General features: G+C 49.6%; 3 protein-coding genes. 2 read left to right on the forward strand and 1 reads right to left on the reverse strand.

The window, feature by feature from the left end; genetic code table 11:
• Window positions 1-33 precede the first annotated feature (33 nt).
• Both pttB and pttC read left to right on the forward strand, forming a co-directional pair.
• Entirely contained in the window at window positions 34-10,911 is a 10,878-nt protein-coding gene (gene pttB / locus ACGF5R_RS05290; protein WP_387690002.1) for a phototemtide A non-ribosomal peptide synthetase PttB, read from the forward strand.
• Window positions 10,893-18,047 (forward strand): phototemtide A non-ribosomal peptide synthetase PttC, encoded by a 7,155-nt coding sequence (pttC, locus tag ACGF5R_RS05295; protein ID WP_387690004.1) that lies wholly within the window; start codon window positions 10,893-10,895, stop codon window positions 18,045-18,047. The genes pttB and pttC overlap by 19 nt, the downstream gene beginning before the upstream one ends.
• 127 nt (window positions 18,048-18,174) lie before the next feature.
• Here pttC and ACGF5R_RS05300 read toward each other — a convergent pair whose 3' ends face one another.
• Complete coding sequence (locus ACGF5R_RS05300; protein ID WP_112879711.1) at window positions 18,175-19,638, reverse strand: glycosyltransferase family 39 protein; 1,464 nt, start codon at window positions 19,636-19,638, stop codon at window positions 18,175-18,177.
• Window positions 19,639-19,686: the final 48 nt, after the last annotated feature.

Below are 19,686 nucleotides of genomic sequence, written 5' to 3' on the forward strand. Positions count from 1 at the left end.
CCCTATAACATTTGTAGCTAAGGCAGACTATATATGAATAAGGATGGATATTGTAATTTAACATCTGCGCAGTTCGGAATTTGGTCATTCAACGAAATTATAGAAAATAAGTCAATAAATAATATAAGCGAATATTTTATAATTGATGGTGATATAAATGTTGAATATTTTTCTGAGGCGGTTAGAAAAACAGTAGAAGAAGCTGAGGCTTTACACTCTCGTTTTTATAAATTTGATAATTGTATTAAACAGAAGTTTTTTTCTATAAATAACTATGAACCAAAAATTATTGATTACAGCGATTTTCGAGAGGAAATTGCACTCCAGAAAGCTAAAAATTTCTTAATGGCAAGAACGGAGCAATCTTTTGATATTTGTGAGAAGCTTCCATTCGAAATATTACTAATAAAAATAGCAGAAAATAAATTTTTGTATTTCCACTGTTATCATCATATAGTTATGGATGGTTTGGGGGCATCACTCATTATTCAACGTGTCATAAGTTTATATAACGCTTCTTTTATTGATGGTTCTCCTCCTCCTTCACCATTCGGTAAATTTAAGGAACTTATTGATGGTGATATTGATTATCATAATTCTTCCAGATTTATTTGTGACCGTGATTACTGGTTAAATCTATTTGCTGATATTCCTGTTCCTGCTAGCCTAGCGAATCGAATAGCTCCTCCTTTAAGAACTATAATACGTCATCGTGTGAGTTTGGGTTATGAATTAACTGACCTGCTGCATAAAAAATCAAAAGAAATGAATTGCACATTACCTAACTTGCTTATTGCCATAACTTGCGTTTACTTGCATCGCATGACGGGACTTTCTGAAGTCATAGTCGGTTTACCAGTAACAGGAAGGCTTGGAAGGAAAGAACGTATTATACCAGGACTGATGGCAAATATACTTCCAATGCGATTAATACTTTCGCCAGATTTGGATTTGAAGACGGTTTTAGCCAGAGCAGCGAGACAAATCATGACGGTCTTACGTCATCAAAAATATAGATATGAAGATCTGTGTCGTGATTTAAAAATAATTAATAGTGGTGAATCATTATATCGAATAAGTATAAACGTTGAAAGCTTTGATAATGGTGGATATTTTCATCAAAGTAAAATACTACCTTGCAATATTGCAAATGGACCTGTTTCTGATCTCAACATTTTTTTCTTTGATTATAATAAAGAAGTTCCTTTGACCCTTGGATTTGATGCAAATAGTGAGTTGTATTCTCCAGAACAGTTGTCTGAACATACCTCTCGGATGTTGAAAGTTTTTTATGATTTGTTAACAAATCAAGATGCTACCATTGGTTCGTTGTTATTGCTAAATGATAATGAATATAGAAATTTAGAAATTATTAATAATAAAACTCTGGCATCAATCCCTTCGTTAACACTTGCTGATCGTTTTGAAGATCAAGTAAAAAAATCCCCAAATAAATCAGCGTTATATTGTGGTGATATTTCTTTAACTTACGCTCAACTTAATGCAAGCTCAAACAAGCTGGGTCATTATTTATTAAGTCAACATTTTCTCCCTAATGACACCGTAGCGTTACTATTACCTCGGACCGTTGATTTAATTGTAGCATTGTTAGCTATATCGAAGATAGGTGCAACATATATACCGTTAGATCCTGATTATCCTGAAGAACGTCTGAAATATATTATTGAAACCGCAAAACCGAAAATTGTATTGACGTCAATTAATGTTAATTTTAACTTTTGTTTAGATGCTCTTCAGATACAATTAGATGATATCAATATCTCCTTATTAGTCAATTCTCAATCAATTCACAACCCTATTAGAGTAGTCACTACTGCTAATCAAGCTGCGTATATCTTGTTTACATCAGGATCGACAGGGAATCCTAAGGGAGTAGTGATTACACACCATTCGCTTACTAATTTTCTTTACGCAATGCAAATGTCACTGCAAATAAAACCTAGCAACCGAATACTCGCTGTTACAACGATTGGTTTTGACATCGCAGGTTTGGAAATATTCTTACCATTAGTTAATGGAGCTTCAATAGCGTTAGCGTCTCATGACACTACACGGGATCCTAATTTATTGGCATCGGAAATCGTCCGAAATAACATAACTCATTTGCAAGGCACGCCCGCTTTGTGGCAAGGATTGGTTGAGTATCAGCCAAACTCATTGAGTAACCTCACCGCAATCGTTGGTGGTGATTCGTTGCCTAAGAATCTGGCTGAACGTATGGTGTCTCTAGCACATAGAGTCATTCAAGTTTATGGTCCTACTGAAACCACCATTTGGTCTACTTTACATGAACTGACGGCAAAGTCTGTGCAGCCAAATTCTATTGGTTTACCAATACTAAATACGCAGATCTATATCCTTGATACGGCTCTTCAGCCTGTGCCAGTAGGATATCCCGGAGAACTATATATAGCAGGTGATGGATTGGCTCTTGGCTATTTAGACCTCTCCGCTATGACCAGCGAGCGATTTGTCGCAAATCCTTTTGGAACCGCTGGGCAGCGTATGTATCGTACCGGCGATCTGGCTTGCTGGGGAAGTGATATGAATGTCAATTTCTTGGGGCGTGTCGATAATCAAGTAAAAATTCGTGGTTATCGAATTGAGTTGGGAGAAATTGAAAATACATTCCTGAAATCACCATTAATAAAGAATGCGCTAGTCATTGCGTACGGAAAAGAAAGTATCAGCAACAAATATTTGGTAGCCTATGTTGTTTTGCGCAAACCCAATTCTTGCTCGTCGGAAGAATTAAATAAATGGCTGAAAAAACACCTACCTGACTATATGCTGCCGGCAGTTATTATGATAGTGGATAGTTTTCCACTGATGCCGAATGGTAAAATAGACCGCCACGCTTTGCTAGCACCGATATTCAAGTCAGGTGAGCGAGTTTTACCAGAATCATCCCAGGAAAAAATCTTATGCAAAATCTTTGAGGAGGTTTTAGGATTTGAGTCGATAGGTATTAATGATAGCTTCTTCAATCTTGGTGGAAATTCTCTACTAGCAATACAGTTACTTATTCGTTTACGCATTCAGTTAGATATTGAATTACCTCTAAAAGCTATTTTTGAATCTCCAACGGTTAAAGAGCTTTCCAAGGTTATAGCTGACACAGGCAAAAAATATTCTCTACGAGAAAAACTGACCCCCCAGTCACGACCAAATATCTTGCCAATGTCATTTGCCCAACAACGTCTGTGGTTACAGGGACAGATTAATGAGAGCAGTGCATATAATATGCCTATGGCATTACGCATCTATGGTGAATTGGATACCATCGCACTTTCAACAGCGCTGTCTGATGTAGTGAAACGGCACGAAAGTTTGCGTACTTATCTGACCCTACAGGATGATATACCATGCCAATATATTGTATCGATGGAAGAAATCTCGTTCTCATTGCATGTTCACGAGTTGGATGAGTCTCAAATTACAAAAGAGTTAACTCAGCAGGTTGGTTATATCTTCAGGCTTGATAAAGAATTGCCTATTAAAGCTTGGTTGTATCGGATAAAACCCGAGCAGCATATATTCTTGCTATTAATCCATCACACTGCGGGAGATGGTGGTTCTATCTCCCCCTTACTACATGATTTGGACCATTACTATCAGGCTCACTTGAAAGGAGAAAATTCTTCACTGCCGCCTTTGCCAGTGCAATATGCAGATTACACATTATGGCAACATATATTACTATCTGATGAGCAAAAATCGGTAGGTTTGTATGCGAAACAAATGCATTACTGGTGTAACCAGCTAGCGTTATTACCAGAAGAGGTAACAATAGCTAGTGTGCAACCTAGGCCCACGAAGCCAAGTAGCAAAGGTGATTGCTATAAATTCTCAGTTCCTCAGGATATATATCAGGGTCTAAAACGCCTGGCTTTACAAGCGGAAGCCAGTCTGTTCATGGTTCTAAAAACGGCTCTTGCCGTGCTGCTTCATCGAATGGGGGCCGGTGATGATATATCGGTAGGCACTCCCGTTTTGGGCCGTACAGATGAAGCCCAAATGCCATTAATTGGCCTTTTTTCCAATACATTGGTATTACGTACCAACCTTTCTGGTAATCCTGATTTTGTCTCCCTGATAGCACAGGTTCGTAAAACAGTACTTGATGCTTATATGCATCAGGATTTGCCTTTTGAGCAAGTTGTCGAGTTTTTAACCCCACATCGTTCCGCGTCTAAGCATCCATTATTTCAAGTCATGATGGTGCTGGAAGAGGAATTTTCGTTGGGCAATATCTTTTTGCCGTTACGTATTGAGCAACAGGAGTTATTAACTAAAACGGCAAAGTTCGATCTCCTGTTTGTTTTCAAAGAGGATGTACAACAAGGTCTTTTAAGAGGACATATTGAATTTGCGACTGACCTATACGATGCGCAAACCGTTGCGGGATTTGTAGACCGCTTATTCAGTGTATTGAACATTATGACAAACAGGCCCACTGAGAAAATTAGTGAAATTTGCTTGTTAAATACGTTTGAACGTCAACAACTGCTCAAAACTTGGAACAATACGCTCGTAGAATTGCCAAACCTGTCGTTGGGTGTGCTGTTTGAACAGCAGGTTGCCCGTTCACCAAACGCTATTGCTGTTAAAGAAGGCAGCAAAACGTTAACCTATGCCCAGTTGAACATCGCGGCCAATCACCTTGCACACCGGTTACGCGAACTCACCGGGGCGGAAGCGTTTTGCGCCGGGTTGCTCATGGCGCATTCGATCGATCAGGTCATTGCCACGTTGGCGGTGATCAAGGCTGGTGCAGCCTATCTGCCATTGCGCGCCAGTGATCCTCTGGAACGGCAGCAAATGATGCTGGATGACGCAGGTGCAGCGGTATTGATTACTGATGTCGATAACCACCTGCCAACGGCGCACTTTGTGATACGCAACGTGGCCGATTCTGCTGGGAAACGCTGGTCAAAAATCAACCCGACAACCAACGCCGGACCCTCCAGCCTTGCTTACATTATGTATACCTCTGGGTCAACAGGTAAACCTAAAGGCATTGCGGTAAACCAGGAAAGCGTTATAGCACTAGCTTGCGATCGCCGCTGGTTGCCAGAAGATCATCAGCGTGTGCTGCTGCATTCCCCTGCTGCGTTTGATGCCTCGACCTACGAGTTTTGGGTGCCTCTATTGTGCGGTGGGCAATTAGTGGTGGCGCCAAAGGGTGAGCTGGATATTGATGTGCTGGCGCAGACCATCGCCAATGAAAAAATAACCGCCCTGTGGCTAACGGCTGGCCTGTTCCGGCTGATGGCGGAAAACCACGCCTCTTCCCTGGCCAGTGTGCGCCTGTTACTCGCCGGTGGCGATGTATTGCCAAAATCCGCTATCGAAACCGTTATGCGGCGCTGCCCTGGACTGGTAATGATGAACGGCTACGGGCCAACCGAAACTACTACCTTTGCAACAACCTATACTATGTATAGCGTACCGGATAGCGCTTCGGTGCCTATTGGCACGCCGTTGGACAATATGCAAGTGTATGTGCTTGATACCTACTTGCAACCCGTGCCTGTCGGCGTTTCTGGCGAGTTGTATATCGCTGGTACTGGGCTTGCGCACGGCTACCTTAACCAACCCGGCCTGACGGCATCACACTTTATCGCCAATCCTTTCGGCAGCAGTGGCGATCGCATGTACCGTTCTGGCGACTGGGTTCGTTGGCGGCAGGAAGGGGTTCTGGAGTACCTAAACCGTGGCGATCAGCAGGTCAAAATACGTGGTTTCCGCATCGAGCTTGCCGAGATAGAAGCGACATTGCTGGAGCAGGAAGGCGTTGCCCAGGCGTTCGTGTGCATTTTCGAACCGCAAAAAGGAAATAAACAGCTGGCCGCGTATGTCATTGCCGAAAAAATCGGACAGTGTGAACCCACATTGCTGCGACAAACGCTGAGCGCCCGGTTGCCAGATTTTATGGTGCCGGCAGTTGTGAGCGTAGTAGAGAGATTCCCGCTGACTGCCAACGGGAAAGTCGATATGCGCGTGTTACCCGTTCCAGAATTCAACGTTGGCCACGGGCGAACCGCACGCAATGAGCAGGAAAGCAAACTGTGTCACTTGTTTGCCGAGGTCCTCGGTTTGTCCCAGGTTAGCATCGACGATAATTTCTTCGATCTGGGTGGTCATTCCCTGTTGGCATCGCGCCTTGTCAGCCATGTTCGCAAAGCGCTAAAGGTGGACCTCAGCATCCGCGATCTGTTTGAAGCACCAACGGTAGCGCAGTTTGCGCAGCGCCTGGGGCAAGGGAGCACACTGCGCCCAGCGTTGCAGGTGAAACCAAGGCCAGAATGCCTGTTGTTGTCTGCGGCCCAGCGCCGGCTATGGATGGTTGACCGCATTGAAGGGGGTAAATCCCTCTACAACATGCCGTTGACGCTGGAGTTGCAGGGGGAATTGAGCGTTCCTGCCATGGCAGCAGCGTTGAATGATGTGGTGGCGCGCCATGAAAGCCTGCACACACGCTTTCAGGAGCGGTCGGATGGTAACGTTTATCAGCAGATTGCCTGCGGGGAAGACGCACAGTGCGAACTGACGTTGCACCGCGTCCTTGCTGAGAATTTAGATGAAGAGGTGCTGGCAGCATCAGAATATATCTTTGATTTAGCGTATGAAAACCCCTGCCGGGCCTGGCTGTTCCATGTTGAACCGAATCATCATGTGCTTTTATTCCTGATGCATCATATCGCCAGCGATGGGGCATCACTGGCTCCCCTACTGCGCGATCTGGCGCTGGCGTATCATGCTCGGTTGCAGGGGCAAGCGCCGAACTGGGCGCCACTACAGGTGCAGTATGCCGATTACACCCTGTGGCAACACGAACTGCTGGGTGATCCCCGTGATACGGGCAGCCTGCAAAGCCACCAATTGGAGTATTGGCGCGAAGTGCTGCATGGGCTGCCGGAAGAGTTGCAGTTGCCAACCGACAGGCCACGGCCACAAAGTTCAAGCTATCAAGGCGGGCAATGGCGTTTTGAAGTTAATCCAGAGGTCTATGTACGCTTGCTTGAAGTAGCAAGGCAGCAAAATGCGAGCCTGTTTATGGTGTTGCAGGCGACCTTGGCGGTGCTGCTGAGCCGGTTAGGCGCGGGCCATGACATTCCACTGGGCGTGGCTATTGCTGGCCGTACCGATGAAGCGCTGGAACCTCTAATCGGCTTTTTCACCAATACATTGGTGTTGCGCACCGATGTTTCTGGGAATCCGACCTTTGATCAATTGCTGGCGCGCGTGCGCGATAGCGCATTGCAGGCGTATGAACATCAGGATTTGCCGTTTGAAAACTTGGTGGAAGCGCTGAACCCAGAGCGTTCTCTGTCGCGCCATCCGCTGTTCCAGGTAATGTTGGTATTGCAAAACAACGCCCGTGGCGAGGTCCATTTTGATGGACTGAACACCCGCGTTGGTACACCGCTGCTACCGGTGGCGAAGTTTGATTTGACCTTCAACTTTGAAGAAACGCCAGCCTCATTAAACGGCATCGTTGAATATGCTACCGACTTGTTTGACGGCAAAACCGCTGAGCGCTTGGCGGGCTATTTCGCTAATATGCTAGCGGCCATCAGTTGCAATACATGCTGCAATATCAATGAGCTGGAGCTATTTAGCGAACGCGAACGCCAACAGATTGTCAACGAATGGAATAACACTGCCCGGCAATTGCCGGCCAAGACGTTTGCCGAACAATTCGAAGCCCTTGCCAAAGCAACACCGGATGCGCCTGCCCTGCTGGGGGAAAGCGAACGGCTGACTTATAGCCAGTTGGATCAACGGGCTAACCGGTTGGCGAATCTGATGATGGAAAGGGGCGTTGGCACAGAAAACATCATTGCCATCGTACTACCGCACTCGGTTGATCTGATTGTCGCGCTGATTGCTACGCTGAAAACCGGCGCTGCATATTTACCGCTTGATCCTGATTATCCTCAGGAACGCCTGAATTATATGTTGGAACACTCGCAGCCTGCGCTGGTCATCACGGATTCTGCGTTCGTACAAAAACTGGGGGCGCAGTATTCCAGTTTGCAGATTGACCAACCGGTGCTGCATACGCAATTGGCCCGGCAGCAAGCGGAAAGCATTACTTTGCCAAGGAAGTTGAGCATCGATAATGCGGCCTACATTATCTACACCTCTGGTTCTACCGGTTTGCCGAAAGGCGTTCTGGTGACGCACCGGGGTATCAGCAACTTGGTTGCCAGCATGGTCGAGCGATTACATGTTACGCCGCAAAGCCGCGTGTTGCAGTTTGCTTCACCGAGCTTCGATGCCTCGTTCTGGGATATCAGTATGGGGCTGTTAAGCGGTGCGGCGCTGGTCGTTGCAGGCCGTGATGCGCTGTCACCGGGGGAGCCGCTGTATGAACTGATGCTGGCCCAAGGCGTGACGCACGCCACGTTGCCACCGGTGGGGTTGGCGGTTATGCCGCGTAAGCCATTGCCTGCGTTGGAGACGTTGGTGGTGGCGGGCGAAGCCTGCCAGCCGGAGCTGATCGACTATTGGGGCCAGGGGCGCCGGATGATCAATGCCTACGGGCCAAGTGAATCCACGGTCTGCGTCACCATGAGCCAACCGTTGGCGGCTGGAAAAGCGCCGCCTATCGGCACGCCGATCGTCAACATGCAGGTCTATGTTCTGGATGAGCGTTTGCAACCGGTCGCGCTAGGGGTAAAAGGCGAGTTGTATATCGCAGGTGAAAGCCTAGCCCGTGGCTACGTGCGGCGCCCGGATTTAACAGCGGAACGCTTTGTAGCGAACCCGTTTGGCGTGGCAGGTAGCCGAATGTATCGCACCGGCGATGTCGCCTATTGGCAAACCAACGGTGAGCTGATGTTTGCTGGGCGTGTGGATCATCAGGTCAAGATCAGGGGTTTCCGTATTGAATTGGGTGAAATTGAATCCCTGCTGCTGAGGCATCCTCAACTGAGCCAGGCCACGGTGATCGTGCGTGAAGATAAGCCGGGGCTTCGCCAACTGGTTGCTTACGCCGTGGTGAGTGAAGGGGACGTTAATACCGCAGAACTACGCGAATATCTGCGTAGTCACCTGCCGGAATATATGGTGCCTGTGGCCATCGTCATGCTGCCGGCAATTCCGGTTACGCCGAACGGTAAAGTCGATCGGCACGCATTGCCGCAGCCTGATTTCCATCAGCCCCATCACCGTGGCCCGCACAATACGCAAGAGCAACTGCTTTGCACGCTCTTTGCCGATTTATTGGGCGTGGAACAGGTTGATATTGACGGCAGCTTCTTCGAAATGGGGGGTGATAGTATCACCGCGATACAGCTGGTCGCGCGTGCGCGCCAGGCTGGTTGGATATTCACACCACGCCAGGTCTTTGAGCACAAAACCGTTGCTTCCTTGGCCAGAAAAATGCAGGCGAACATTACCACGGTTGCTGAAACGCGGATTTGCGCGGTAGGTGAATTACCCGTTACACCAATTATCCATTGGTTGATGGAAAACCCCGGTAACATCAACGGGTTCAGCCAGGCAACGTTGTTGCAAACGCCGGAGCATCTGGATGAGAAACAACTCAGGCAGATGCTGACGCTGCTGTTAGAGCAGCACGATGCCTTGCGCCTGGTGGCGAATCGCTCCACGAGCGGTGATGTCCTGCTGACCATTCCGCCAATGATGTCAGACATCGTGGATGGCGCATTGAGCATTGTGGATTGCCAGGCGTTCACGCTGGCGGAACTACAACGCTGCATCAAGGCAGAAAGCCAACGCGCAAAACAGCGCCTCGATCCGGCGGCGGGCAAAATGCTACAGGCGGTTTGGTTCCGCGCATCCGCCGGGCAGCCTGGCCGGCTGATGCTGGTGCTTCACCACTTGGTGGTGGACGGTGTCTCTTGGCGTATTTTAGCGCCGGATTTGCAAAACATCTGGGCAGCCCTGAGCGCGGGGAAAACGCCGGATCCGTTGCCGGTGGGTACCTCTTTCCGTGCGTGGGCGTATCAATTGCAGCAAGAGGCCAATGCGCGGAGTAACGAACTGAATCACTGGCTAACGGTGCTGGCGAAGCCGGATACGTTGCTGACTTCCCGCCTGCTAGACGGGGCGCAAGACACCGTTGCGGCCAGCGATTCATTGCGGCTTGAGTTGCCGGCGGCGTTTACCCAACCGTTGTTGGGGACGATACCGGCGCTCTTCCATGCCGGTATCAACGACGTGCTGCTCTGCGCCTTTGCTCTGGCCGTTAATGACTGGCGGCAAACTTCACAGACGGATGTCCTGCTGGATCTTGAAGGGCACGGGCGTGAAGAACTTCCCGGCACGGAGCTGTCGCGCACTGTTGGCTGGTTCACCAACATGTATCCTGTGCGGCTCGAACCGGGCGCTACGCAGATGGCAGACCCTTATTCATTAGGTCATGCGCTAAAACGCATCAAAGAGCAGCTACGCCAAGTGCCTGCGAACGGTCTTGGATATGGGTTGCTACGCTATCTGAATTTGCAAACACGGCCAATTTTGTCACAGCAGCAGCAGGCCCAGATTGGCTTCAACTATCTGGGCCGCATGGCTGCGGGTGGCGATCGTGACTGGCAGGTGGTCGCAGAGGCGAATCTGCTGGATATAACGGCTGATGACAATTTTGCGCTCCCTCATGCGCTTTCACTCAATGCGTTGGTAGAAGAGCGATCGGAAGGGCCGGTTCTGGTTTCCAACTGGTCATGGGCCAGAGCGCTGCACACGGAAAAGAGTATTAGCGTGTTGGGTAACCATTGGTTCCGTTGGCTAAAAGCAATGTCGCAGCTTTCTACGGTACCTGACGCGGGGGGATTCACACCATCGGACATCACGATGCTATCGCTTAAACAGAATAGCTTGGAAAAACTTCAAGCCAAGTGGAAGAAGAAGAAATAAATATGGAAATTAAAGAGATACTACCATTATCGCCATTACAGAAAGGTCTGTTGTTCCATATGTTGTACGATACCCAAGGCAGTGATGCGTATCAGGTGCAACAGGTTTTCCAGTTTGCTGGCGTTTTAGATAGCCAAAAGCTGAAACAGGCTGTCACAACCTTACTACAACGTCACCCGCACTTGTGCGCGGGGTTTGAGTACGAAGACGTAGAAACGCCGGTGCAACTGATCTTGGTGGGGCTACCGTTGCCGTGGCGTGAGGTGGATTTGAGCCATCTATCACCAGAGCAGCAACAGCCAGCATTCGCCGCGCTGTTACAGACCGATTATGATGAGCGCTTTGATCCGCACGATCCGCCGTTGCTGCGATTCACCCTAGTCAAACTGGCGGCACAGCAGCATTATCTGGTCTTTACCAACCATCACCTGTTGTTGGATGGCTGGTCAATTCCTATCCTGCTGCAAGAGTTATGCACTCTGTATCTGGGTGATGCGCAAGGCAGCACCTTGCCGCCGATCACCCCCTATTGCAACTATCTGCAATGGATTGCGGCGCGTGATGTTGACGAAATGCGAGCCGTATGGCGCGAAACGCTAAGTGGCCTGGCGGCACCAACTTGCCTGGCAAAGGGGCGCACCACGGAAAATCTGCAACCGAATCTGTTGCATAAGCATCTGGATGTGGCATACACGCAGCGGCTGAACTTACGCGCCAAACAGCTTGGCGTGACGGTAAATACATTGATCCAGGCCGCATGGGGCGTGCTGCTGGGAGGAATGACGGGGCGCAGCGATGTAGTGTTCGGCGTCACGGTTTCCGGCCGGCCAGGTGAATTGCCCGGCGTGGAAAGCATCGTTGGGTTGCTAATCAATACCGTGCCATTACGCCTGACGTTCAGCCTGGCGGAGACGTTTACTACGCTTTTGCAACGCCTACAGGCAGAGCAAACCCGGTTGCTTGATTACCAATATCTTGACCTGACGACCATCCAGGCGGATGCCGGTTATGGCGAGCTGTTTGATACCTTGATGGTGTTCGAGAACTACCCGCTCATAGAAGGCAGCAGTGAGCAATCTGATACCGAGCTGAACATCTCGCTAACGGTGCACCATGGCGGGGATGCCTCGCATTACCCGCTTGGGTTGGTGGCGGTTCCGGGTGAAACGCTAGCCCTGCGCTTCAGCTCATTGCCAGACCTGTTTGACGATCAAACTGTGGCAAACCTGGCCGAGCGCTTCATGCTGATACTGCATGCCATCATTGACGATCCGCAGACGATTATTGGCAGCGTACCGCTGCTGCTGGCGCAAGAAGTTCAGGCCATGGTTCAACCTTACCCTGTGCTGGCATCATTGCCAGCCGATACGCTCCACGGAATGTTTGAAAAACGCGCGTACGAAACGCCGGATGCGATTGCGCTGAGCTTGGGCAACGATCGCCTGAGCTATGGCGAACTTAATCAGCGGGCCAATCAGTTGGCTCGTTATTTGGTGAACCGCGGCATTGGCACTGAGGATGTCGTGGCATTGGCGTTGCCACGTTCGATGGAGACACTGATTGCGTTGTTAGCCGTATTAAAAGCTGGCGCTGCATATCTACCACTGGATCTCCATAACCCTGCCGAACGGCTTGGTTTTATCGTGTCAGATGCCAAACCGACGCTTATCATCACCAACGCAGAAAATGCCGGCTCGTTAAGCGGCTCCACGTCTGATTTGGTGGTTGATATTCCTGAATATCAGCAGCGCCTGGTGCCGTTCAGCAAACGGGATCTTCAACCCGATGAACTTTTACGCCCAGTTAGTACGGCAAACCTGGCCTATATCATTTACACCTCTGGCTCTACGGGGAACCCGAAAGGGGTGCTGATCCCGCACGAAAACGTGTTACGGCTCTTTACAGCAACGCAATCGTGGTTCGATTTTGGCCGTAATGACGTCTGGACCCTGTTCCATTCGTATGCTTTTGATTTTTCAGTGTGGGAAATCTGGGGGCCATTGTTATATGGCGGGCGGCTGGTCATCGTACCGTTTATGGTGAGCCGCGATCCTCAGGCATTCCTCAAGCTACTGAGCGAAGAGAAAGTCACGATATTAAACCAGACGCCCTCTGCCTTCTATCAATTGATAGAAGCGGATCAAAGCGATCGCGAGAAGAAATATCCACTGACGCTGCGCAAAGTGGTATTCGGTGGGGAAGCGCTGGATCTCAGCCAGCTTGAACGTTGGTACCAACGCCACGATTCGGCAGCGCCTGAATTAATCAACATGTATGGCATTACCGAAACAACCGTGCACGTCAGCTATCAGGCGCTGACTCCGGCAATGATGCGCAGCCAGTCGGGTAGCCCGATTGGTGTTGGGATCCCCGATCTGCGTATCTATGTGTTGGATAACGCTTTGCGCTATGTTCCTATAGGTGTTGAAGGGGAAATGTACATTGCTGGTGCCGGGCTAGCGCGCGGTTACTTGAACCGCGCGGGGTTAAGCGCCGAGCGCTTTGTCGCCGACCCGTATGGTGAACCGGGTTCCCGTATGTACCGTTCGGGCGATTTAGCCTTCAGATCGCCAGAAGGCGGGCTGATCTATATAGGCCGAGCCGATCAGCAGGTGAAACTACGTGGTTTCCGCATTGAGCTGGGCGAAATTGAAGCGACTCTGGCGGATGACCCGCAGGTCACCCAAGCCGTGGTGCTGATGCGTAAAGATCAGCCTGGCAATCCACAATTGGTGGGGTATATCACCAGCGACAGTGACGCTGCTATTGACACGGCGGCACTGCGCCACCGCGTGGCGGCAAAACTCCCTGACTATATGGTGCCTGCGGCCATCCTTCAGATTGAGCGTTTCCCTTTGACGGTCAATGGGAAACTGGATAAACGCGCATTACCGGTGCCAGACTTCAACCATGGCGGCAGACGGTGCCAGCCGCGCACGGCGCAGGAAGAAATTCTGGCAGGGTTGTTTGCCGAGGTGCTGGGGCTGGAAACGGTAGGCATGGACGACAACTTTTTTGCGTTGGGCGGCCACTCGCTGTTAGTGATGCGCCTGATTAGCCGTGTATCCAGAGTATTAGCCATTGAGTTACCGATCCGCACACTGTTTGATTACCCAACCGTGGCGCAGTTTGCCGAGCAGTTGGCGATAAAGGGCACTCAACGCCGTGAAACGCTCACGCGCCAGGCCCGTGAGGAATATTTACCCCTTTCCTTTGCCCAGCAGCGAATGTGGCTGTTGGATAACATTGGCAACGATCATGCCGCGTATAATATGCCGCTTGCCCTGAAGCTGAATGGGCCGCTCAATGATGAAGCATTGCGCCAGGCATTGGGCGATCTGGTACAGCGCCATGAGGTTCTGCGCACGCTATATCCTCTGCATCTTGATCAGCCTTATCAGCATATTCTAGCGCCTGATAGCGTGGCACCGTCTCTGATCATCGGCAATGTGACACCGGAGGAGCTGCAGGAAAGCATCGACAAAGCTGCCGCTTGGCAGTTCGATCTGGCAAATGATTTACCGCTGCGTGGGTGGTTGTTCCACTTACCGGACCAGAACGAACATGTGCTGCTGCTGGTCATTCACCACATTGCCTGTGACGGCGGTTCGTTAGGGCCAATGTTACACGATCTGTCTTTGGCCTATCAGGCGCGCTGCGTGGGCCAGGAAGCGAAGTGGGCGCCACTAACCGTGCAATACGCCGACTACGCGCTATGGCAGCGCCAACTATTGGGGGATGTGCAGGATGCCTCCACGCGCGGCGTACAGCAAATCGAATTCTGGCGTAGCGCACTGGCAGGATCGCCCCAGGAAATTTATCTACCTACCGATCGCCCGCGTTCATCCGTACCGAGTCAACAAGGTGCCCGGGTCAGCTATGCGATTGACCAAGCGCTTTATGGCCGCCTGAAAAAACTGGCGCGTGATGAGGGCGTAACGCCATTTATGTTGCTGCAAACCGGAGTCGCCGTCATGCTTAGCCGGATGGGGGCTGGCGATGATATTACGCTGGGCACAGGTGTTGCCGGGCGAGTCGACGAAGCTATGGACAATTTGATTGGCTTCTTTGTCAATACGCTGGTGCTGAGAGTAAATTGCGCGGGTAACCCTGAATTTAATCAGTTGCTTGCCAGCGTGCGTGAGTTCATGCTTTCTGCCTATGCAAATCAGGATGTGCCTTTTGATCAGGTGGTAGAAGCGCTTAACCCTGAGCGTTCTGCCTTACGACATCCGTTATTCCAGGTAATGTTGGTATTGCAAAATAACGGCGACAACACCCGGCAATTTGCCAATTTGCAGGCGAAACCGCAGCCGGTTGGTTTTGTCCCTGCCAAATTCGATCTGACGTTCAATTTTGATGAGGTCTATAGCGATGATGGTGAGGTGTGTGCACTCAATGCCCAGATTGAGTATGCCGTCGATCTGTTTGATCGCGATACGGTGGTGGCGCTCGCGCAGTACCTTGTTCGATTGCTGTCGTTCATTGCAGAAGAACCAGCCACACCAGTGGCGAATATTCCACTGTTAACTGCCGAGCAGCAATACAAAATGATAACCGAGTGGAATGCCACGGAACAGAAAGTGCCGATGGCGTCGCTGGCCTGCCTGTTTGAAAAACAGGTGGCGGTGGTACCAGAACACATTGCTCTGAGTTGTGGTGATGAGCAGCTTACCTATGCGCAACTGAACGCGCGCGCAAATGATTTGGCACAACGCCTGCAACAGCTTGGCGTGAAAGCGGAACATGGCGTTGCATTGCTGATGGAGCGCTCGCTGTCGCTCGCGATCGCCATATTGGCTGTAATTAAGGCCGGAGGGTTCTATGTGCCGCTGCGTACCAGCGATCCCTTGGAACGCTGGCAGCATATCGTGGATGAAGTCGGGATGCAGGTTGCGTTGGTGGATGATACACATAGCCGCGTGGTTTTGCCGGCCAGTTTACAGGTGGAAACCGTAGTCAACGCCAGTACCCAGAACAATGTTGCGTGGGTCAGCGAGCCGGTAAGCGCCCAGAATCTGGCCTACGTGATGTTTACCTCAGGTTCCACGGGGCAGCCCAAAGGAATCGCCACCACGCAAGATAACGTCATTACCCTGACTCTCGATCGGCGCTGGCGCAGCGAGCATCACCAGCGTGTTCTGTTGCATTCCCCCTACGCATTTGATGCCTCAACCTATGAGCTGTGGGCCACTCTGCTTAACGGCCATCAGGCCGTCATCGTGCCGGGCAACGATCTCGATCTGGATCTGTTGACATCGACCATCGTTGAACAACAAGTAACCGCCGCATTTCTGACATCAGGGTTATTCAGGCTGATTGCGGAAGAACATCCGCAATGCCTGGGTTCTTTGCAGAAGGTATTCACCGGTGGTGAAAAGATATCCGCCAGCGCGGTGCAGGCGGTGCGGGAACATTGGCCCAATCTTGAATTGATGAATATCTATGGCCCAACGGAAACCACTACCTACGCCACGGATTACCCCATCGCCAAAACAGATGCCCCTTATCTGGACGTCCCTATTGGTGCCGCGTTGGATAACACCAGCCTCTATGTATTAGATGAATTTTTACAGCCGGTGCCAGTTGGCGCGCCAGGGGAGCTATACATTGCCGGCCGCGGCCTGGCGCGTGGCTATCTTAAGCGTCCGGGGCAAAGTGCGGCACACTTTATCGCCGATCCCTTCGGGCCTGCGGGCAGCCGCATGTACCGCACCGGAGATGTGGTGAAATGGCGGCGTGATGGCGTGCTCAACTTTGTTGGCCGCAGCGATCAGCAGGTGAAAATTCGCGGTTTCCGGATTGAACCGGGGGAAATCGAAGTCGTGCTGAAGCAGCACTCCGCCGTGCAGCAAGCGGTGGTCATTCCGCGCGAGGATAATTCGGGCAATAAACAATTAGTTGCCTATGTGGTGCCCTTTGCAAGCCCCGAAGATCTACCGGTGTTGTTGCAACAGCATGCGCGTGAGCATTTACCTGATTTTATGGTGCCTGCTGTGGTCATGCTGCTGGCAGAACTGCCATTAAACGCCAACGGCAAGTTGGATGTTGCCACGTTGCCACACCCAAACTTCGGTTTGCGGCAAGGCCGCCAACCACAGACTGAAAGCGAGAAATGGCTTTACGAGCAGTTCTGCGAGCTATTGAGTGTTGAACACATCAGCATTGATGACAACTTCTTCGCACTGGGAGGGCATTCACTGCTGGCGGCACGGCTGATTGTGCGTATCGAAAAAGAATTGGATGAGAAGCTGACTATTCGTGACCTGTTTGAATCGCCCACCGTTGTACTGCTGGCGAGGCGTCTTGAAAGCAGCCCGTGTGGCAATATTCTGGACATCATGCTGCCATTGCAACCGGCTGGCGAAAAAACGCCGCTGTTCTGTTTACACCCTGGGGGAGGATTGAGTTGGTCTTATGCGGGGCTGATCCCGTATCTGGGCGAGCAGCAGCCTCTTTATGGCATTCAGGCACGCAGGTTGAGCACCGGCTTTGTACCACCATCGATTTATGACATGGCGAAAAATTATCTGGCAGAGATTTATAAGATCCAGCCAGAGGGGCCTTACTCATTGCTGGGCTGGTCTTTCGGTTGTCATCTCGCGCATGAAATAGCCACCTTGCTGCAAAAGGATAATAAAGTGGTCAATGTCCTGATCTTTATGGATGGTTATCCGTTGTGGAAGATTTATCGAGACATGGTACGCACCGATCGAGAAAGCCTGCGTGCAATGTTTGAGGCATTTACCGGTTCGGCACCTGAAAACGAGCAGCAGCTAAGCGTGGCTGGCTTGAAAAAACGGCTGTCTGAGATCGAGCATCCATTAGCAAGCCTCGAGCAGAATATTTTCGAACGTATTCTTGCCGAATTCCGAGATGCACCGCGTTTGCTCAGTGAGTTTTCACCCAGCCGGTTTCAAGGTGACCTCGTATTCTTTAGGGCACTACAAGGCCATAGCGAAGCCGATAATGTTAATTATGATCCGCACTTATGGGGGGAGTATGTTGAAGGAAACATCGTCTTGCATGATATTAATTGTTCCCACGATAGTATGTTAAGTGAAGGTCCGCTTAAAGAGATTGGGCCAATACTTCAACAACGATTTGGCATTCTTACAGACAGCAGCATTGAGTAAGGTTTTCCGACAGACAAAGAGTAACATTACATATAACTCTGTAGACAATACTGTATATTGCCATGATGCTAAAGGCGTATGAAATGTTGAAAGCCTGTTAAATCAGGCTTTCAAATTTCAGAGAAAACTACTGATATTTTTCCGGTGACACAAAACCTACGCAGATCAGTATTGGTTTCGTTTCAGGTTCGGGCTGGAAAAGAAATTCTTCCTTACTATTTATTCTTAATTTTGACCAGTCTTGCAAAACACTGTGAAAATCTTCTTGTTCGCAGGTTTTTCCCTTTGCACCTACCAGAATAGCACCGTCACGTATAATATCGCTTTCCTTAACATGGCGGTTGTAGATATTGGGTGCCTGCTCTCCTGATATCCAAGGTTGAATAGTCTCTGGCTGACTTGGCGCGTAAACAGTCAGCCACTGATGCAAGTATTCGCCCCCGACATAATGGAGCGGTGTCGAATAGCGTTGATGCCAGCGTTGTTCCAGTTGCCAGGAAAAATCTTTGATACCTTCGAATTTATGGCCGGCGCCGCGAATATTGGCTGCCATAATCAGTACATATCCCATCAGAATCAACCCTGCGACGACAATCAGCCCTCTCAGGGTATTGCGTAATGATTTCTGTGGAAAACGAGTAATAGAACCAACCAACAGCGCTGATGAAACGGACATAAAGGGGTGCAGCCATTCTGTCATTCTTCCCCCCTTATTGAATGAGAACCAGCAGTAGATAATCAGTAATGGCAACAAGATGATAATGTTTACCAATCGGTTCGGTTGCTCCTTCGGCCAGCTAATACGGCCGCCAAGCTGATAGATAATAATGCCAACGATAATCAGCGGATAAAATACCGATAATAACGATCGGGTAGTGTGTAGATTAAATCCATTATCTATTTGTGAATCTACCCATTTGAAAGCGGCAAAATCATTGTTCCATAGCCACCAGAAATTAGGCAGTACCAGCACAAACCAGATAACCAGTGCGATATAGAGCGCGGGTTGGCGGTAACATTGTCGAACTTTAGGCACAAATAGAGTCAACAGAAAAACCGAACCAACCAGTGCCAATGTGGAGTATTTCCCCATTGCTGCCAGCCCGGAACTGAGGGCAAATGCCAGCCACCAACGCGGATTGTCATACACGGCTCGTAGAAAGAACAGCATAGCCCACGGCCATAGCATAATTAGCAGATAATTATCGTTGTAAGGAATAATATCAAAGTTAATAATACCGGATAGGTTCAATGTCAGCATGGCAAGCCATGCCAGCTCTTTTTTCCTTGTTAGCCGGAACGCCAGATGCCATACACCGAGCATGCCAATCGCGATAGCAATAAAGTGAATGAAATACCAGTAAAAACTCAATGAAACACCGCTTATATGGATAGCAGGCAGCATCATTACACCCACTAACCACGGATTTTTAGGTGAACCCCATTCGCCGTTTTTTCCCCAGTTCAATGCTTCGACGGCATCATAAGGGACGGTTGGGTCGAATGAATAACTCACTATCATCCATAACAAAGCATAACCAACTACCCACAAGTAAACGTATTTATAGCAAGAAGTATCAAAAATAGGCATATCGATTTATCATTTATTGAAAGCTAAGAGTAATAGAATATTTGTTGA

It is taken from the genome of Photorhabdus sp. RM71S (genome assembly GCF_042879355.1).
GTDB lineage: Bacteria > Pseudomonadota > Gammaproteobacteria > Enterobacterales > Enterobacteriaceae > Photorhabdus > Photorhabdus kayaii.